Below are 18,661 nucleotides of genomic sequence, written 5' to 3' on the forward strand. Positions count from 1 at the left end.
GCTCGGCCGGTCCGGTGCCGGGATGTCATGGATGCGCGGTCGTCGCGTGGCTCACTCGCCGCCGGTGACGTTCAGCGACGTGAAGCCGTGGAAGCCGAGGTTGTTGTTCCAGTTGGGCTCCTGCCGCGGGACGCGCAGCTCCGGCCACCTGCGGTACAGGGAGGTGAGGGCGATCCGCGTCGTCTGGCGCACCAGCGGGTCGCCGAAGCACAGGTGCCTGCCGATACCGAACGTCAGATGCGGGTTGGGCAGCGGCCGGTCCAGGACCAGTTCGTCGGCGCGGTCGAAGACGTCCGCGTCGCGGTTGGCGGAGGCGACGTACAGCAGCAGGGGCTGCCCCTTGCGCAGCGGTACGACGGTGCCGTCGGAGGCGGTGTACTCGAAGTCCTCGGCGGCGATGCGCCCGACGAACGAGACCGGCGTGCACATCCGCAGCAGTTCCTCGACGGCCGGCGCGACCGTCTCCGGGCTCTGGAGCAGGTCCCGTTCGGCGCGGGGGACCGAGGCCAGGGCGTGCACGCTGTTGCCTATGAGGTAGCGGATGGACGCCACGCCCGCGAACAGCAGCAGCGCCGCCTGCGCGACCACGTCGCGCTCGGTGAAGCGGTGCCCGCGGACCTCGATCTCCCGCAGCTGGTGCAGGAGTCCGCCCGCGTCGCGGGAGCGGCGCGCGTTCTCCTCGGACGCCAGGAAAACGGCGAGCTGCCGGGTGCTCTCCCGGGTCCGCCGCAGGTGATCGACGGAGACCGAGGTGGAGCCGAAGAGATGCGCGATGTCGTCGGTCCAGCGGTTGAGGTCGGCGTGCGCCTCGACCGGGACGCCGAGGACGTCGGCGATCACCATCGCGGGCAGGGGGAAGGCGAACTCCGAGATGAGGTCGAACCCGGCGGGGTCGACCCGGTCGAGCAGCCGGTCGACCAGCCCCTGGATACGCGGTTCGAGGACCTCGTCGGTGAATGGCACGTAGCCGCGGTTGGCCTGGCGGCGGTTGCGGGTGTGCTCGGCGCCGTCGTGGAACGCCAGCCAGCGGCGGTAGATGTCGAGCATGTCCGCGAACTCCTCGCGCTGCTCGTCCGGCAGGAAGCGCAAGGGGACCGCGGAGCGCGCGTTGGACAGCCGCTCGTCCTTCATCAGACGCGCGCAGTCGGCGTACCGGAACATCAGCCAGGTGCCGCCGAAGATCTTCCCGGACAGGTGGGCCGGTCTGCGCTCGCGCATCAGCGCGTAGAAGGAGAACGGATCCTCGATGTATTCGACGTGGTTGTGGGAGAAGTCTTCGATGGATACGAGATCGATTGACACGGATGCAGCTCCCGGAAAGTCGGTGGGAGATAGGAGAGGCGCGGCCGCTATGGGCGCAGGGAGAATCAATGGCTCTCTCGGCGTCACCGTAAGGCACTTTTCTCCGGCGGATCAAGGCGCCCGCCGAAGCGTTCTCCGGCGAGGCCGAGATCCGGAATCTTCAGGGTGATGCGGCCATTTTTTCGGCCAGGTGCGGGGGCGCCGGACGGTGTTTGTGTGGCCTGCCGGTGCCAGGTGGAATGCGGTGGTGGCGCCGACCGGGCCGCGGTGCGCGCACTCGGAAAGGATTCTCCGGGCGTGCCGAGCGGCAGGGTGCGGGGGGCCGGATATTGCCACCTCCCTGCCCGGTTTTCTGTCCGGATGACGGGGCGTCACTTTCCGGCCGCATTACCGAGGTGCCGTTGTTTCGGCGCGGGCGGCGGGGCAGTGTTCGGGGCGGTACGCGAGGTCGTCGCCGCCGCCGGCACGGGGCGGTGCGCGGGAGGGCCGCTGCGCCGCGCGGTGGCGCCGGTGCCCCGCCCGGGGCTGCCGGTACGCCTTCCGGCAGCGGCGGGAGAGGGCCTTGCGTGCCGGGATGGCCACGCTTAGCGTGGGAGCGTCACCGGCCCGCGGGAAGCGGTGCGCGCCCCAGGGCGCGGCGCCCCGCGGGGCCGGCCGGCCGACGCATGGCAATTCCGGGTCTGGCGGGACCCGGTCGCCGCTCCGGCCGCATTTTCCGACATTGTCGCCCGGCAGGTCCGCGGGCGCGTGCCGTCCGTACGGCACGGTCGCACTCCGCGTTTTTCCGGTGCGGGAGTTCCTGGTGTGCGCAGTGCGGTTGAGTATGTCCTTGCATTCTCCGGGGGAAAGGGGCGTGTGTTGTCATCAGCAGCTGATCGGCCAACCTCGATCGAGCGTCGCGCATTTATCGACAGTGACGTTCTCGATATCGAGTGGGAGCGTGTATTTCGGCCTTCCTGGCAACTCATCGGATTCGCCGGAGAGGTGCGCGAGCCGGGCGACTACATCGTGCGCACACTCGGCCGGGACGAGGTCGTCGTCATACGCGGGGAAGACGGCACGGTCCGCGCGCTGCACAATTCCTGCACCCATCGCGGCACTCGGTTGTGCCGCGCGAGCCTGGGCAACACCGCACATCTGCGGTGCAGTTATCACGGGTGGACCTTCGCCAATGACGGCCGTCTGGCAGGAGTTCCCGCGCTCCGGTCGGCCTATCCGCCCGGCTTCGACCGTGCCGCCCACGACCTGCCCGCCGCACGCGTGGTCTCCCGGCGCGGCTTCCTCTTCGCCACCTGGGACGCGCGGGCACCCGGACTGGAGGAGTACCTCGGCGAGATCGCCTGGTACCTCGACGCCCTCCTCGACTGCGGGGCGGGGGAGTGGGAGGTGTGCGGCCCGCCGCAGCGGGTGCGCACCCGGGGCAACTGGAAGATCCCCACGGACAACTTCGCCGGCGACGGCTACCACATGCGCACCACCCACCGGATAGCGCTCGACCAGGGCATCTACGGCGACACCCTCGCCGACGGCACCCGCGGGCGGGCCGGCACCGACCTCATCGCCGTCAACATCGCCACCGCGGGCGGCCACAGCGTGCGCGCCGGCTACGTCGTCGAGGACGGGCACTGCCTCGACGACCGCGATCCGGCCGCCCCGCAGTTCCCCGGCTACCCGCCGGAACGCTGGACGGAACTGGCCGCCGCGCAATCCCCGGAGCAGGTGCGGTTCACCTCGCACTGCGAGGTCGCACACGGTGTGGTGTTCCCCAACACCGCCTTCCTCAGCGTCGCCCACGACCGCGCCGTCGGCGCCGACGACGACCCGCTCACCCGCTACCTCGTGGTCCGCTCCCATGTCCCGGTCAGCGCCCGCGAGACCGAATGCCTGTACTGGACACTGGTGCCCACCGCCATGGACGCGGCATGGCGCCGCCGCTCCTACCGCTTCCAGGCCCGCACCCAGTCCGCGGGCGGCATCCTCTTCGAGATGGACGACTTCGAGAACTTCGCCCGCATCGACGCCGCCCTCGCCCGCTCGGCACCGGACCGCGCGGACCCCGTGGACCTGACCCTGGGCACCGGCCGCACCACCCCCGCGCCCGGCTTCCCCGGACCGGGCCGGGCCGAGACCGGCACCCTCAGCGAACACAACCAGCGTGCCTTCTACCGGCGTTGGTCTCAGCTGGTGGGGGAGTTGCCGTGACCGGACCGCAGCACCCGCGCCGCCCGGAGCGGCCCGCCCCGCGCCCGGAAGACCTCGCGGACGGCCCGTTCCCCGACCGCGGCCCCCGCCTCCCCGCCCTCGACGCGGAGATCACCTCCCTCCTGGCCGAGGAGTGCGCCGCCCTGGACGAGGGGGAGTACCGGCGCTGGCTGGACCTGCTCGACCCCGCCTTCCGCTACGAGATCCCCGTACCGCTGCTGCGGGAGGACCCCGCGCTGCCCCGGCACAGCGGGTCGGCCGTGCTGTTCGAGGCCACCAAACGGGTGCTGGAGCTGAAGCTCGGGCGGACCGGGCTCCTCCAGGCGTGGTCGGACCGGCCCGCCACCACCACCCGGCACTTCCTCGGCCCGGTACGGGTGTTCGGCACGCCCGCCCCCGAAGTCGTCCGGGCCGACGCCAATCTGCTGGTCACCGGCGCCCGGGGCGTCGAGCACCCGGTACTCGTCACCGCCGCGCGCCAGGACCTCCTCCGGGAGTGCCGCGGGCGCCGGACGCTGCTGCGCAGGCGTGTCCTGATCGACGTGGAGGTCGCCACCCATGAACAGCTCTCCGTCATCTTCTGATCCCGGCCGCCGCGAGGACGCGCTGCTGTGCCGGGTCTCCGGCGAGTCGGCGTCGGTCGCCGTCCTGCTGCACCCGACCGGCAACGGACGGCGGCTGCGGCTGGTCTCCGAACGCACCGGCCTGAGCACCCTGCTCGACGCCACCGTCCTGGACGCACTGTGCGCCCTGACACCGTCGGCGGCCACCGCGCTGGTGCGCGCCGCCGTGCAGCGGGAGGTACGCGGATGACGGCCGTCGCCTTCGAACACACCGCACCGCCCACCCTCGACGGCGCCCTGCGCGCGCTGGCCGCCCCCGGCCGGACGGCGACACCGCTGGCGGGCGGGCAGAGCCTCGTCCCGCTGCTCATGGCACGGCAGGTCCGCCCGGACGTCGTCGTGGACCTCACCGGGATACCCGGCCTCGCCCGGATCACCGTCGGCCCCGACCGCGTCCGGATCGGCGCGATGACCACCCTGCGCACCCTGGAGCGGCACGCGGAACTCGCCGCCGCGCTGCCCGTACTGGGCCGGGCGGCGGCCGCGGTGGCCCATCCGCACATCCGCCGCCGCGCCACACTGGGCGGGTCCCTGTGCCACGCGGCGCCGGCCGCGGAACTGCCCGCCGTCGCCGTCGCGCTCGGCGCCGAGGTGGTGCTGCGATCGCCGCGGGGCACCCGGTCGGTCCCCGCCGACCGCTTCGCCACCGGCGCCCACGCCACGGTCCGCGCCCCGGACGAGGTGGCGACCGAGATCGCCTTCCCCCGTGCCACGGGACTCACCCACGAGTTCCACGAGCTGTGCGCGCGGGGGGACACCGGCTACCCGGTCGCCGGAGTGTGCCTGGGGCTGCGGAGCGGCGACGGGCGCGTGCGGGCCGCACGGGTGGTGGTCACCGGATGCGGTCACATCCCCGCCCGGCTGCCCGGCGTCGAGGCCCGCCTGACGGGCCGTCCCGTCGCCGGACCGCACCCGGGCCTGATCGCCGCCGTCGTCGCGGAGGCGGCCGGACACCCCGGCCCCCCGGACGGCGCGTACCGCGCCGAGGTGGCCGGCGTCCTGCTGCTGCGGGCCCTGACGGCCCACGCGGAAGGGGCGGCCCGGTGAACGTCCGGAGGATCACGATGCGCGTCAACGGCACCGTCCGCACCGCGGACGCCCCGCACCACACCACACTGGCCGACCATCTGCGCACCGCACTGCGGCTGACCGGCACCCACATCGGCTGCGGCACCGGCGACTGCGGAGCCTGCGTCGTCCTGCTCGACGGCGAGCCGGTCTGCTCCTGCCTGCTGCTCGCGGTGCAGGCCGACGGCCGGGAGGTCGACACCGTCGAGGGCCTCGCGGACGGCGACCGCCCGACCCGGGCCCAGCGCGCCCTCGTCGAGGAACACGGCCTGCAATGCGGCTTCTGCACCCCCGGACTGCTGGTGCGGATGGCCCACGCCGCCCGCCACGGCGGCGGCGAACGCGACGTCCTCGCCGGGCACCTGTGCCGCTGCACCGGATACGAGGGCATCCGCGCGGCCTGGCGCAAGACCGCCGCCGGCCCGGAGGACGACCGGTGACCGCGGCCCACCGCCACATCGGCGCGAGCGTGCCGCCCCGCCACCACGACCGGCTGGTCCGCGGCCACGGCCGCTTCACCGCCGACCTGCGCGCCGACGGCATGCTGTACGCAGCTCTCGTCCGCAGCCCGCTCGCCCACGCCGAGCTCACCGGCTTCGACGCCACCGCCGCCCGCCGCGACCCGCGCTGCGCCCTGGTCCTCGGCCCCGACGACCTCGCGGCCCGCACCGCCGCGATCCCCACGGCCTGGCGGCTGCCCGGCCGGCCCGAGGACACCGTCCCCGTCGTCGTCCGCACCGCCCGCTACGCCGGGCAGCCGCTGGGCGTCGTCGTCGCGGAGACCCCGACCGCGGCGGCGGACCTGGCCGAGGCGGTACGGCTCGGGCTCCGGCCGCTGCCGCCGGTCACCACCGTCGCCGACGCGCTCGCCGAGGGCGCCGCGCCCGTCGTACCCGGCACGACGGGCAACGAGGCCGGGCGCATCCGCTTCGGCTCCCCGCCCGGGGAACTGGCCGCCGCGCTCTCCCGGGCCGCGGTGGTCGTGGAGCGCACGTTCACCCTGCCGCGCCTCCACCACACCCCGCTGGAGCCGCGCGCCGTCCTCGCCGCGTACGACGTGGGCACCGAACTGCTCACCGTCCACGCCTCCACCCAGTCCCCGCACGCGATGCGGCAGGACCTCTGCGCCGTGCTGGGACTGCGCGCGGACCGGGTGCGTGTCATCGCGCCCGACGTGGGCGGCTCGTTCGGCGGCAAGGTCCTGCTCCACCCGGACGAGGCCATGGTCTGCGCCGCGGCCCTCGCCCTCGGCGCCCCGGTGCGCTGGACGGAGTCCCGCGCGGAGAACTTCACCGCCGCCTACCAGGGCCGCGGCCAGCAGGCCACCGCCCGTCTCGCCGTCGCCGCGGACGGGCGGTTCCTCGCCTTCGACGCCGACATCCTCGCCGACCTCGGCGCGTACGCCACCCAGGCGGGCAGCGGCCCGGCGCAGGTGACCGGCCTGACGCTCCAGGGCCCCTACCGCGCGGACGCCGCCGCGGCCACCGTCACCGGCGTCCACACCACCCGCGTCCCGACCGGCGCCTTCCGCGGGTACGGCATGCAGGAGGCGGCCTTCCTCCGCGAACGCCTCATCGACGAAGCGGCCCGCGAACTCGGCCTGCCCGCGACCGAGTTGCGCCTGCGCAACCTGCTTCGCCCCGAGGAGCTGCCGTACACCACCCACACCGGACTCACCTACGACAGCGGCGACTACGGCGCCGCCCTGCGCCGCGCCGCCGCCCTCGCCGACCGGCCGCGCCCACCGGACGCGCCATGGGTGCGCCGGGGCACCGCCGTCGTCGCCGCGGTGGAGATCGGCGCCTTCGCGCCCACCGCCCTGCTGGAGGCGTTCGGCATCGCGTGGAGCGGCTGGGAGGGGGTACGGCTGCGGATCAACCACGACGGGACCGTCACCGTGTACGCGGGCGTGATCGCCGTCGGCCAGGGCATCGAGACGAGCCTGGCGCAGATCGCCGCGGAGGGACTGGGCATCCCCCTGGACTGGGTACGCGTCGAACTCGGCGACACCGACACCGCCCCGCACTCCGACCTGTCCGCCCAGGCGAGCCGGGCGCTGACCCTCGCGGGCGGCGCGCTGATCACCGCCGCGCGACGGCTCGCCGACCGGATGCGGCAGCTCGCCGCCGCCTTCCTGGAGACCGAACCCGAACGGGTCCGCACACGGATCGCGGCCACCGCCGCCCCGTCTTCACCCGACGCCGTCTTCCACACCCCCGACGGCGCCCGCATCGCCTGGCGCGAGGTCGCCCACCGCGGCTACCGGGGCTGGGGACGGCGCCGGAGCACCGACCCGATCCGGCTGGAGGAGTCGGTGGACTTCGATCCGCCGCAGCTCACCTTCGCCCACGGCGCGCACGCCGCCGAGGTCGCGGTCGACCTCGGCACCGGCCGGACCACCGTCACCGGCTACTGGGCCGTGCACGACAGCGGCGTCCTGGTCAACCCGCTGATCGCCCACGGACAGATCGCCGGCGGCATCGCCCAGGGGCTGGGCCAGGCACTCACCGAAGAGGCCACCGTGGACGCCGACGGCCTGCCCACCACCCGGTCGCTGCGCGAGTACACCCTGCCCGCGGCCCCGGACATCCCGGAGGAGTTCGTCATCGAACACACCTCGACCCCCAGCACGGTGATCCCCGGCGGATTCAAGGGACTCGGCGAGGGCGGCACCCTCCTGCCGCCCGCGGCGGTGGCCTGCGCGCTCGCCGCAGCGGTCCCCGAGATCGCCCACACCCTCACCTCGCTCCCGCTCACCCCGCCGCGCGTGCGCGCGGCACTGCGGGCGGCGGGCCTCACGGCGGAAGGCGGCATCCGATGAACACCGCGCACACGATGACGGTGCGGCAGGCGGTCTTCGACCTGCTGCGCGCCGAGGGCATGACCACCGTCTTCGGCAACCCCGGGTCGCTGGAGTTGCCCATGCTCCGCGACTTCCCCGCCGACTTCCGCTACGTCCTCGGGCTCCAGGAGTCCGTGGTGGTGGCGATGGCCGACGGATACGCGCAGGCCACCCACCGCCCCGCGCTGGTCAACCTGCACTCGGCGGCCGGGGTCGGGCACGCGATGGGCGCGCTGTTCACCGCCCGCCGCAACCGCACGCCGCTGGTGGTCGTCGCGGGCCAGCAGGCCCGCTCGCTGCTGGAGGGCCACCCCTACCTGCTGTCGGAGGACGCGGTCACCCTGCCCCGCCCGTACGTCAAGCTCAGCCGCGAGCCCGCCCGCGCCGAGGACGTCCCGGCGGCCCTCGCCCGCGCCCGGCACCTCGCCACCGCCCCGCCGGCCGGGCCGGTGCTCGTCTCCGTCCCCAGCGACGACTGGGACCGCCCCGCCGAACCCGTCGCGCCACGACGGGTCAGCACCACCGTGGCCGCGGATCCCGCCCTGCTCGCCACCGTCGGCGAGGCCCTGGCGGGGGCCCGGTCGCCCGTGCTGCTCGCGGGCGCCGGGGTCGACCGGGAGGGGGCCGTACCCGACCTCGTGGCGCTGGCCGAGGCGCACCGCGCGCCGGTCTGGGCGGAGCCGATGTCCCACCGCTGCGCCTTCCCCGAGGAACACCCGCTGTTCGCCGGTTTCCTGCCGCCGGTACGCGAGGAGATCGTGCGCACCCTGGCGGCCCACGACCTGGTGCTGTCGGTGGGCGCGCCGGTCTTCACCTACCACGTCCCCGGCCGCGGCCCGCACCTCCCGCCCGGCGCGGAACTCTGCCTTCTCACCGACGACCCCGAACAGGCGGCCTGGTGCCCCGGCGGCACGGCCGTCCTCACCGGACTGGCCCCCGCGCTGCGCGCCCTCGCCGCCCACCCGCCCCGGACGCCGCGCACCACGCCGCCCGCCCGCCGCCGCCCCGCGCCGCCCACCCCCTCCGCGACCGGGATCACCCAGGCCCACCTGGTGCACGCCCTCGCCGGGGAACGCCCCGACGGCTGCGTCCTGGTGGAGGAGGCCCCCGGGACACGGCCGCTGATGTGCGCGCACCTGCCCAACCCGGGCCCGGAGAGCTTCTACACCACCGCCAGCGGCGCGCTCGGCCACGGCCTCCCCGCGGCGGTCGGCCAGGCGCTGGGCCGTCCCGGCACCCGGGTGCTCGCCGTGGTCGGCGACGGCTCCGCCATGTACGCCGTCCAGGCCCTCTGGTCGGCCGCCCGGCTGCGCCTGCCCCTCACCGTCGTCGTGGTGAACAACCGCCGCTACGCCACGGTGGACGCCTTCGCCGAGCGGTTCGGCATGGCGAGGCCGGTCGGCACCGACCTCGACGGGCTGGACTTCGTCGCCCTCGCCACCGGCCAGGGATGCGCCGCCGCGCGGGTCGAGGCCCCCGGCGACCTCGTCCCCGCGCTGAGCACCGCCCTGACCGCCACCGGCCCCTACCTGCTCGACGTGGTGGTCGAGGAGTGAGCGGTGGCCCGGGGGAGGCCCGTGACGTCCCGCCGTCCGCCCGGAGGACGAGGCGGGCGGGACGTCACGGACCCGCCCTACCGCACGGCCAGCCCGCCGTCGGGCCGCAGCACCTCGCCGGTCATCCCCGCCGCCTCGGGGGACGCCAGGAAGCGGTAGAGCGGCGCGATCCGCTCGGCGCTGAGCATCACGCCCAGCGGGTTGAACTCCCGTACCTTGGCGGCGATGTCACCGGCGTCGGCGAAGACGGGACGGCCGTCCACGGTCCGCAGCCCGGTCACGACGCCGCCCGGGGCCACCGCGTTGACCCGCACCGCGGGCGCGAGGTCGGCGGCCAGGTGGCGCACCACCCCCAGCGCCGCGTGCTTGGCGGCGGCGTACGCCAGGCCCGCGCCGTTGCCGCGGACGAGGAAGGACGCGTCGGAGAGGGTGAAGACCATCGCGCCCCCGCTGTCGGTGAGCGGTCCGGCGGCGGCCCGCGCGCCGAGCAGATAGCCGACCACGTTGACGTCCAGGACGTGCCCGGCGAGCGCGGAGAGCGCGGCGCCGTCGAGGTCGCGCACCCCGGCCCCGCCGTCGTGCACCCCGGCGTTGCCGACGAAGAGGTCCAGCCGCCCGAAGCGGGACAGGGCGACCTTCACCACCGTGTCGTTCGCCTCGGGGTCGCGTACGTCACCGGTCACCCACCGCACCCGGTCACCGGCCGGTTCCTCGGGGGCGCCGCGGTCGAGCACCACGACGCGGTAGCCGTGCGCCGCCAGATCGGCCACCACGGCGCGGCCGATGCCGGACGCGCCGCCCGTCACCACGGCGACGGGCCCCCCTTCCGCCCCCGGGCCGCCGTGCGGCTCCGTCCGTCCGCCTTCATCCGCTGTCAATTCGCCCTCTCCCTCCGCTCGTCGCGTGCTCCGATCGACCGCTCCCCGCCCGGTCACACCGGCGGCGGCTGCCACAGTCCGGTGTCCGGGCAGCCCCGCAGGCTCGCCGAGACCGCGTCGTCACGGGGCGACGCCACGCCCCAGGTGTCGCTGGTCTGGGCGTTGGCGGGGTAGACGCGGGGCGTCCACGTGTGGTCCGGGTCGATTCGCTGCATTCCCGTCGTGTATTCGGCGACGAACCGGGAAGTCGGCTCCTGGAAATAGGTGAAGGTGTTCATCCCGACCCCGTGCCGTCCAGGACCCCACAGTGGCGCGTAGCCCTTTTTCGTCATGGTGCCGGTCGCCCGCATGAATTCGTCGATCCCGCGTAATTCGAAGGCGACGTGATTCAGTGAAACATGCGGGGCCCGGGTGAAAGCGAGCATATGGTGGGCCGGGCCGGAGCGGAGGAATACCATGATGTCCTCCACCCAGTCGGTGACCTGGAGGTCGAAAACCGAGCGGTAGAACGCCAGGGCGGCCGGCATATCGGCCGAGTTGAGCACGACATGGCTGATGCCGGTCGGTCGGCTCTCGCCCGCCTCGACGGGCCGAAACGCCCGCACCGCCGCCCCGCAGGCCACCTCGACCGTACGGCCCTCGCAGTCGAGGCACCGGAAACCGTAGCCGCCACCCACGTCGTCGCAGGTGGCGGGCGTGGTGAGGAGACGGCCTCGCGGGTGGGCGGCGACCCGTTCGGCGATCTCGTCCACGGCGCGTTCGTCGGTCGCGGCCAGACACAGCAGGTCCACCCGCGGTGCGGCGGTGGCCCGCAGCCGCAGGACGTGGCTGTCCTGGCAACCGGCCCCGAGGAATACCCGATCGGTATCGGTGCCGACGAGATCCAGCTGCCAGTGTTTCTCAAAGAATTCCCGGGCGGCGCTCAGGTCGGGTACGCCGAGTGCCACACTCCGGACATGGGTGATCATCGCAAATGCGCCCCCAGACTGTATCGGGTGGTTTCGATATGAGAGTACCGGCGCCCCGGGGAAAGGGAACATCTGATTCGGCCCTTCTGTGCGCGTCCCCCGTCTTTTCGGAACAGGGCGAGCGGGCCCTCGCGGCACCCTGAATTACCGTTACCGGCACGGCGTTCGGGCACGGCGCGGGGGCCGGCGCCTCGCGTAAGGGGCCGTGACTCCGGTGCCGCAGAACGCGGGAGGCGGTGGCCGCGGCCACCGCCTCCCTGTCGTCCTGACCCGGGGTCAGCTCTCCGCCGACCGGCTCCGGGACGGGAGCAGGTAGCTCAGCGCGAAGGTGACGGCGAGCAGCGCGACGCTGATCCACATGGTGGTGGCGAACGCCGGGCCCGCGTCCCGGGCGAGTTGATGGGTGCGGTCGGGCTGCGGGTGGAAGTAGAGGGTCCCGAAGAGGGCGACGCCGAGGGAGGCGGCGACCTGGATGACCGTGTTGAACAGCCCGGACCCGCTGCCCACATGCCGCTCGGGGACGTCCTGGAGGGTGAGCTGGGCCAGCGGCGCCACGGCCAGACCCGCGCCGGAACCGGCGACGAACACACCGGGTACGAACGCCGCCCACGGGGTGTCAGGGGTGGCCGCGTGCGCGGTGGCGCCGAGGACGCCCAGCCCCGCGGCCATGACGACGAGGCCGATCTGCACGGTCCCGCGGCCGATGCGCGGCATGAGGACGGTGGCGCCGAGCGTGGCGAAGCCCGCGTTGGCGACCGGCCAGGCCAGCATCAGCACACCGACCGTCAGCGGGGTGAACCCCAGTGCGGCCTGGAGGAGTTGGAGCAGGGTGAAGAAGAATCCCATCATCGGCAGGAAGATCAGGAACTCGACCAGCAGTCCGCCGCCGACCGAGGGGATACGCAGCAGCGAGACCTCCACCAGCGGCGACCGGTCCGCGGCCGAGAGCGCGCGCTGAGCGCGGTGGAAGAGCGCCAGGGTGAGCACACCGAGGGCGAACGCGGCGTAGGACCACGCGGGCCAGGTGCCGCGGTCGCTGGCGAGCGTCAGCGGGTAGAGCAGGAGCAGCAGCCCGATCCCGGAGAGGACGACACCGGGCAGGTCGAGGCGGGGCCGCGTGGTGGCGCGGGCCTCGGGCAGGACGCGCCAGGCGGCGAACACCGCCACGACACCGACCGGGACATTGATCAGGAAGACCGCACGCCAGCCGAGGCCCGGCAGGCTCGACTCCAGCAACAGGGCACCCAGGATGGGACCGAGGGCGGCGGCGAGGCTGGAGAGCGAGGAGAACGCGGCCATGGCCCGACCACGCTCGTGCGGTGCGTACAGCAGCTGGACCTGGGAGAGGACCTGCGGGATCATCGCCGCCCCGAACAGTCCCTGGAGGACGCGGGCGGCGACCAGCAGCCCGGGTGTGGGGGCGGCGCCGCACAGTGCGGAGGCGGCCGTGAACCCGGCCATGCCGATGAGGAAGACGCGCTTGTAGCCGTAGAGGTCGCCCAGCCGGGCGCCGGTGACGACGCCCAGGGCGAAGGCCAGCGTGTAACCGGCGAGCACCCATTCGATCTGGGCGGCGGAGGCGCCCAGATCGGTGCGGATGGTCGGGAGCGCGATGTTGGCGATCGTCGCGTCCAGCAGGTCCATGAAAGCGGCCAGCAGCACGATGATCAGCGTGAGGGTGCGCCGGCGTCCGGCGGGAGCCGGCCGGGTCGGGGCGGATGTGGTGACGGACAACGTGGTGCCCTTCGGAATGTCGCAGAGATCGGTGGAATGGCGGCACGTCCGCGGTGCGCGGTCGTGCCGCAGGGGGCGGGGCGGCCCGCAGGCCCCCGCCCGCGAGGGCCGAACCGTCGAACGGGTCCGGCCGGGAGGAGCCGGTGGTCAGTCAGGGACGACCGGCCGCCCGCGCGGCGCCGCAACGACGCTCGGGCAACAGGAGGAAGGGGGCTTCGGCCGGCACATGGCCGCGCGCGGCCCGACGTGAGGAGTCATCACGAGGAAACGCTCCGAGAGGCGAAAAGGACACACTTGTGGCGTGAAAGCGGGTCCGCAGCTAGGAAACTCGGGGCGTAGACACGCCTCTACGGTAGCCGACCGCCGCCCGGAGCGGCCCGTTGCCACCCACATCGGCACCGCCGGTCCCCGCACCGACGCCGCCCGGTCCGGGGCGGGGGCCGTACTTGAGGACGGGCGCGGATCCTTGCGGCTCACTGCCGTGACGTGCGGCCCGGCGCGCCCCTTCGGGTGCTCAGCGGCGTCCCGGCCCAGCGCTGCCCGCAGCCGGCCGGAGGCTGGGCGGCCCGTACCCGAGTCGGTCGGTGGGGGCGCGCTCACCCGGCCCGCGGGTGGCGACCAGAGATCACGGCGCCGCCGGGGGGCGCCGGGAAAAGGGCAGGCGCGTGCCGACGGGGCGTTGGCAGGATGTCCGCGCTCCGTACCCGAGGGAAAGGACCCCACGACCGTGGCTCGTGCCATCACCCTGATCCGATCCGCTTCCCTGTCCGACGTCGCCGAGTACGCCTACGCGGCCACGGCGCCCGCCGACTCGCGCCTGATCTTCCTCGCCGGGGCGTGCCCCCTCAACCGTGACGGCTCGACGGCGGCGATCGGGGACTACGCGGGTCAGGCGCGGAAGGCCGTCGAGAACATGCGGGCGGCCCTCGCTGCCTCCGGCGCCTCCCTCCAGGACGTCATCAGCACAAGGGTTCTTGTCGCATCCGACCGGCGGGAGGACCTGGTGGCAGCCTGGGCGGTGGTCCGGGACTCGTTCGCCGATCACGACGTTCCCAGCACCTTGATGGGCGTCACGGTGCTGGGCTACGAGGACCAACTCGTCGAGATCGAGGCGGTGGCCGCCGTACTCGACGCCTGAGGGGCGTCGGCCCGCCACAGGGCCCGCGGGGAGAGGCCGGCCGGTCCTGGTGGGCTCCTCGTCCGTGCCTCGGCGACCGGTGACACCCGCTCCCGCGCCCGGCGAGGGGAGAGGGGCGCGCCGCGCCGGGGGCCGGCGCTGCTCAGCCGCGTGGGGAGATGCCGAGCGCGGCGCGGGACGCGACGGGCCGAGACATCTCCGTCACCTGATGCGCACCGAACATCCACACCTGCCTGACAAACTACGCGGGCTCCGCCGCGTCGGCGGACCATTCACCACCTAGCAAGGGCTTGACACATGCACAAGGCACGTATCGCACTGACGGCCGTTCTGATCACGACGCTCGGCCTCGGACTCACGGCGTGCGGCGGCGACACGGAGACGACGGGCAAGGAGTCGCCGGCGACGAAGGCGGCCGGGGCGGAGAAGGAGAGCCCGAGCGCCGACAGCGGCAAGAACGAGGGCGGCGACGCCCGGCCCGCGGGCGAGGTCACCGCGCCGGGCACCGGGCTCAAGGTCGGCGACAAGGCGGTCCTGCCCTTCGAATACGCCAAGAAGAAGGGCACCCTCGCCGTCACCGTCACGGCGATCGACAAGGGCACGGCGGCCGACCTGTCCCGGTTCGGCGAGCGGGCGAAGAGCCTGACGCCGTACTTCATCAAGATGAAGGTGGAGAACGTCGGCGACACCGACCTCCCGCGCGCGTACGTGAAGCTGCGGGGCCTTCTCGACGGCGGCCGGAGCACGGGCGTCTCGCTGATCGGTGACATCCCGGGCAAGTGCGACAAGGAATCCGCGCCCGCCGAGTTCGGCAAGGGAGTGTCGTTCGAGACCTGCTCGCTCGCCGCGTCGCGCGATGGCGACGTCACGGGCGCCGAATTCGACGAGGGCGACGCGTACAGCGACAAGCCGGTCGTCTGGACCGCCGGCTGATCCCTCACCGGCGTCCCCGCGCCTGAGCCCCTCGGAGGCGGGCCCGTTTGGGCCCTCCGGGGGGCTCAGAGGCGAGTTCGGCGGTTCTCACGGGCGAGTTGGCCTACCCGCCCTCCCCGCGGGCGCTCGGTGCCCGCCGGCCGCGGTGGAGAGGGTGAAGCCGTGGTAGCCGTCCCGGGCGGCGGCGTCGCACTCGGCCCGGTACCGGTCGGCGCCGCCCGTATAGGCGAGGAACACCCGGGGTTTGCCCGGTACGTTCGCCCCCGTGTACCAGGAGGCGACGGCGGGATAGAGGGTGCGGGAGGCGAGGTCGGCGACGTGGGCGCACCAGTCGTCCTCGGCGCGCGAGGTGGCGTCGATCTCCGTGGCACCCACCCGCCGCAGGTGGGCGATGCACTCGGTGATCCACTCCACATGCTGCTCGATGGACACCACCGCGTTGCTGAGCACCGAAGGGCTGAGCGGGCCGAGGACGGTGAAGAGGTTGGGGAACCCGGCGGAGAGCAGACCGAGGTGGTTCCGGGGGCCTTCGGCCCACTTCTCCTTCAGGGTGGTGCCGCCCTTGCCGACGATGTCCACGGCGACCTGTGAGCCGGTGAGGGCGTCGAAACCGGTGGCGAAGACCAGGACGTCGACGGGGTGTTCCCGCTCCGTGGTCCGGATGCCGGCCGGTGTGATCTCCACGATCGGGGTCCTGTTGAGGTCCACGACACCGACGTGCGGCTTGTTGTAGGTGGCGTAGTAGCCGGTGTCCAGGCAGGGGCGCTTGGTGCCGAACGGGAAGGTGCGCGGGGAGAGCGTCTCGGCCGTCTCCGGGTCGGTGACGATCGACCGGATCTTGGCGCGGACGAACTCGGCGACGGTCTCGTTGGCGGCGCGGTCGGCGAGGATGTCGGTGTAGGTGCGCAGCAGGCCGCTGAGCACGCCGGAGTCCCAGCCCGTCTCGTACGCGGCGGTGCGCTCGGCGTCGTCCGCCTCCAGGGCCGACCGGGTCGGCGGCTCGAAGACGGTGCCCCCGCGTGAGGCCCGCTGAGCGGCGCGGAACTGTGGGTAGCGGGCCTTGAGTTCGGCTTGCTCCGCTGCGGACAGCGGGCGGTTTCTGGCGGGCAGGGCGTAGACCGGGGTGCGCTGGAAGACGGTGAGTTCGGCGGCCTGCTCGGCGAGGAGCGGTATCGCCTGGACGCCGGAGCATCCGGTCCCGATCACCGCGACCCGGCTGCCGGTGAGGTCGACGTCCTCGTGCGGCCAGTCCGCGGTGTGCAGGGCCCGGCCCGCGAACGTGCCGGCCCCGGGTATGTCCGGTTTCTTGACGGCGGACATACAGCCCGTGGCCAGTACGACGAACCGGCTGGTGACCGTCGCCCCGGTGTCGGTGGTGACCTGCCAGCTGTGTGCCTCCTCGTCGTACACCGCCCCGGTCACGCGGGTGCGCAGGATGATGTCCTTGCGCAGGTCGAAGCGGTCGGCGACGTGATGGAGGTAGCGGAGGATCTCCGGCTGTGTCGCGTACCGCTCGCTCCACTCCCACTCCTGGTCCAGTTCGGGTGAGAAGGAGAACGAGTAGGCGGTGCTCTCGATGTCGCAGTGGGCCCCGGGGTAGCGGTTCCGGTACCACGTACCGCCGATGTCGTCACACGCCTCGTACACCCGTGTGCGCAGGCCCAGTTCGCGCAGCCGGTGCAGTTGGTAGAGACCGGCGAAGCCGGCTCCGACGACGACGGCGTCGAGTTGCGGGGTGCGGCGGGCGGACGGGGCGGGGTGCCGCGGGGCGGTGTGCATCCGTTCTCCTGACAGGTGTTCTCGCGCTGGGTGGTGCGGGATGGACGGGCAAGGGCATCCTGATCCACCACGCGGCCTTCCGGGAAGAGCGTTCGCCGCGCCGCCCCTGCGCGAGGACCGCGGTGAGGCCGAGGCCGGGCCGCGCAGTGAACTGCCGAAGCCGGTCACCGCGGCCGGTATCGGAGGTGATTTTCTCCGCCTCAACCGGAGTTCTTGCAATGGAACCATTTGATGAAGTGCACCGCAGTGCCCTTGCTGTAGGACCAGGTGTCTCCTTTCCGGATGGGGACGGTGTAACTGCTCCACTCGTTGAATCCGATTCTCGCTCCCTCTCCCCATCCGTTGACCAGGATCGAACCCGACTGGCCTTCTACGGTCTGGATGTAGAGGAAGCCGTCCGTCTCGGCGGGTCCGAGCCATTTGAGGTCCACGGAAAAGGGCGGGTGGAACAGCGTGAAGAGCGTGACCGTGCCGTCGACCCGCAGGTTCCTGGGCGCCTTCACTCCGTCGAAGTCACTGGTGGTGAGCTTGGTGACACCCCCTTGGCTGACGGTCAGGTCGGCCGCCGCTGTCACCAGTCCCTTGAAGACGCCGGTCCCGTCGACGGTCAGACCGCCTTCTGCGTCGACTTCCTTCTTGAAAGTCGCCTTCTTCTCGCACGTCAAGGTTCCGGTGGTGAGAACACCTTTTTCGAGGTCGAAGCCGGCCGATTCCCCTTCGAGGGACAGGGGCGGGTCCAGGCGGTACGCACGGAGCGTCCTGGCCGTGATCTCCTTGCCGCCGGCGTCGATTCCTTCCCTCGCCCGGATTTCTCCCGTGCTGGTGAGTCCGGTGAATTCGGGGTTCTTGACGGTGGCGGTGGTGCTCAGATGGTAGGTGCTGTTGCCGATGGTGTAGGTGAGGACGAAGGTGGTGTCCCGACGGAGCTTGTAGGTGAGGGGCCCGCCCGGCTCCGTTTCCACCTCTTCCGCGCCGCTTCCGGCGAGCACCTTGTACGCGAGGGTGCTCGGTCCGCGCCAGTGGAGGGTGACCTCCTGACCGCATGCGACGTCGGGGGCTCCTTCCACGGCGCCGCTTCTGGGCTTGGCGTAGAAATCGCGGACCACATTGGCAGGCAGTTCGGGCGTGGGGAATTTAGGGATCTTGTGGGAGGTGAATCTGGGGCTCTCGGGCCAATTCCCCTGGTCCATGGTGGACGTCTCGCGGATCTCGATGCGCGCGGTGCCGGGGAACCTGCTGATGCTCAGGTCGGTGAGGACGAACGTCACGCCCGTCTCGTCGATGGGGACGATCTCGCTCTTGGGAACGGCACGGAACTTGGCGTAATCGCCCGCCGGGAGGGCGGTGTGGACATCGTCCGTGAGGCGCGTGACGGTCCAGGTGTCCGTGGTTTCTCTGCCGTGCCCGCTCCTCTCCCGCAGCAGGCTCTGGGCGTAGTCGCCGATGGGCAGGTGGAAGAGGATCTCGCGGCAGTAGACGGTGCTGCCACCGCCGTTGGAGACGGTGACGGTCAGTGTGGTCGGCGGGGTCGTGCTGTCGACGGCGGCGTAGAGGGGATAGGGGTCGCTGATGACGGCGTAGTCCAGCAGGGCAGAGCTGACGGCGTCGATCACGGTCACCGCGGTTCTCCTTCGCAGG

At 72.9% G+C, this 18,661-nt stretch carries 15 protein-coding genes; 9 read left to right on the plus strand and 6 right to left on the minus strand.

Features of this window, described 5'->3' with window-relative positions:
• Positions 1–51: 51 nt before the first annotated feature.
• Positions 52–1,302: a cytochrome P450 gene (locus ACZ4M8_RS13185; protein WP_467606359.1), complete on the minus strand. Its 1,251-nt coding sequence runs from the start codon at positions 1,300–1,302 to the stop codon at positions 52–54.
• Between the two features lie 855 nt (positions 1,303–2,157).
• On the opposite strand from ACZ4M8_RS13185, the gene ACZ4M8_RS13190 reads away from it, so the two are divergent.
• The 7 genes from ACZ4M8_RS13190 to mdlC are packed head-to-tail and all read left to right on the plus strand — an operon-like array spanning position 2,158 to position 9,593.
• Positions 2,158–3,504, plus strand: coding sequence for an aromatic ring-hydroxylating oxygenase subunit alpha (locus tag ACZ4M8_RS13190; RefSeq protein WP_467606361.1), 1,347 nt, complete (start codon positions 2,158–2,160; stop codon positions 3,502–3,504).
• The gene (locus tag ACZ4M8_RS13195) at positions 3,501–4,088 is read left to right on the plus strand and encodes an aromatic-ring-hydroxylating dioxygenase subunit beta (RefSeq protein ID WP_467606362.1); all 588 of its coding nucleotides are present in this window, start codon (positions 3,501–3,503) and stop codon (positions 4,086–4,088) included. Before ACZ4M8_RS13190 ends, ACZ4M8_RS13195 begins: the two co-directional genes overlap by 4 nt.
• The gene (locus ACZ4M8_RS13200) at positions 4,063–4,317 is read left to right on the plus strand and encodes a hypothetical protein (protein ID WP_399096442.1); all 255 of its coding nucleotides are present in this window, start codon (positions 4,063–4,065) and stop codon (positions 4,315–4,317) included. The genes ACZ4M8_RS13195 and ACZ4M8_RS13200 overlap by 26 nt, the downstream gene beginning before the upstream one ends.
• Complete coding sequence (locus tag ACZ4M8_RS13205; RefSeq protein ID WP_467606365.1) at positions 4,314–5,174, plus strand: FAD binding domain-containing protein; 861 nt, start codon at positions 4,314–4,316, stop codon at positions 5,172–5,174. Before ACZ4M8_RS13200 ends, ACZ4M8_RS13205 begins: the two co-directional genes overlap by 4 nt.
• Positions 5,171–5,635, plus strand: a complete 465-nt coding sequence (locus ACZ4M8_RS13210) for a (2Fe-2S)-binding protein (protein WP_467606367.1) — start codon at positions 5,171–5,173, stop codon at positions 5,633–5,635. The genes ACZ4M8_RS13205 and ACZ4M8_RS13210 overlap by 4 nt, the downstream gene beginning before the upstream one ends.
• A complete protein-coding gene (locus tag ACZ4M8_RS13215; RefSeq protein WP_467606369.1) occupies positions 5,632–8,016 on the plus strand; it encodes a xanthine dehydrogenase family protein molybdopterin-binding subunit in 2,385 nt (794 codons plus the stop codon). Before ACZ4M8_RS13210 ends, ACZ4M8_RS13215 begins: the two co-directional genes overlap by 4 nt.
• On the plus strand, positions 8,013–9,593 hold the full coding sequence (gene mdlC / locus ACZ4M8_RS13220; protein WP_467606372.1) for a benzoylformate decarboxylase: 1,581 nt from the start codon (positions 8,013–8,015) through the stop codon (positions 9,591–9,593). Before ACZ4M8_RS13215 ends, mdlC begins: the two co-directional genes overlap by 4 nt.
• Before the next feature lie 77 nt (positions 9,594–9,670).
• Here mdlC and ACZ4M8_RS13225 read toward each other — a convergent pair whose 3' ends face one another.
• From ACZ4M8_RS13225 to ACZ4M8_RS13235, 3 genes are all read right to left on the minus strand, one after another.
• Entirely contained in the window at positions 9,671–10,471 is an 801-nt protein-coding gene (locus ACZ4M8_RS13225; protein ID WP_467606374.1) for an SDR family oxidoreductase, read from the minus strand.
• 53 nt (positions 10,472–10,524) lie between these two features.
• A complete protein-coding gene (locus ACZ4M8_RS13230; RefSeq protein ID WP_467606376.1) occupies positions 10,525–11,439 on the minus strand; it encodes a VOC family protein in 915 nt (304 codons plus the stop codon).
• A 276-nt stretch (positions 11,440–11,715) separates the two neighbouring features.
• Complete coding sequence (locus ACZ4M8_RS13235; RefSeq protein ID WP_467606377.1) at positions 11,716–13,173, minus strand: DHA2 family efflux MFS transporter permease subunit; 1,458 nt, start codon at positions 13,171–13,173, stop codon at positions 11,716–11,718.
• Positions 13,174–13,900: 727 nt separating this feature from the next.
• Here ACZ4M8_RS13235 and ACZ4M8_RS13240 point away from each other — a divergent pair.
• Both ACZ4M8_RS13240 and ACZ4M8_RS13245 read left to right on the plus strand, forming a co-directional pair.
• The gene (locus ACZ4M8_RS13240; RefSeq protein WP_467606379.1) at positions 13,901–14,311 is read left to right on the plus strand and encodes a RidA family protein; all 411 of its coding nucleotides are present in this window, start codon (positions 13,901–13,903) and stop codon (positions 14,309–14,311) included.
• A gap of 297 nt (positions 14,312–14,608) precedes the next feature.
• Positions 14,609–15,244, plus strand: a complete 636-nt coding sequence (locus tag ACZ4M8_RS13245; RefSeq protein ID WP_467606380.1) for a hypothetical protein — start codon at positions 14,609–14,611, stop codon at positions 15,242–15,244.
• An 87-nt stretch (positions 15,245–15,331) separates the two neighbouring features.
• On the opposite strand, the gene ACZ4M8_RS13250 is transcribed toward ACZ4M8_RS13245, so the two are convergent.
• Complete coding sequence (locus tag ACZ4M8_RS13250; RefSeq protein ID WP_467606383.1) at positions 15,332–17,023, minus strand: flavin-containing monooxygenase; 1,692 nt, start codon at positions 17,021–17,023, stop codon at positions 15,332–15,334.
• A gap of 200 nt (positions 17,024–17,223) precedes the next feature.
• The gene (locus ACZ4M8_RS13255) at positions 17,224–18,642 is read right to left on the minus strand and encodes a bactofilin family protein (protein WP_467606384.1); all 1,419 of its coding nucleotides are present in this window, start codon (positions 18,640–18,642) and stop codon (positions 17,224–17,226) included.
• Positions 18,643–18,661: the final 19 nt, after the last annotated feature.

Source organism: Streptomyces sp. NPDC027185 (assembly GCF_055567035.1).

Bases quoted from the DNA above. Each gene is read 5' to 3' on its own strand.
- ACZ4M8_RS13200 (WP_399096442.1), top strand. From the start codon at position 4,063: ATGAACAGCTCTCCGTCATCTTCTGATCCCGGCCGCCGCGAGGACGCG.
- ACZ4M8_RS13205 (WP_467606365.1), top strand. From the start codon at position 4,314: ATGACGGCCGTCGCCTTCGAACACACCGCACCGCCCACCCTCGACGGC.
- mdlC (WP_467606372.1), top strand. From the start codon at position 8,013: ATGAACACCGCGCACACGATGACGGTGCGGCAGGCGGTCTTCGACCTG.
- ACZ4M8_RS13230 (WP_467606376.1), bottom strand. From the start codon at position 11,439: ATGATCACCCATGTCCGGAGTGTGGCACTCGGCGTACCCGACCTGAGC.
- ACZ4M8_RS13245 (WP_467606380.1), top strand. From the start codon at position 14,609: ATGCACAAGGCACGTATCGCACTGACGGCCGTTCTGATCACGACGCTC.
- ACZ4M8_RS13250 (WP_467606383.1), bottom strand. From the start codon at position 17,023: ATGCACACCGCCCCGCGGCACCCCGCCCCGTCCGCCCGCCGCACCCCG.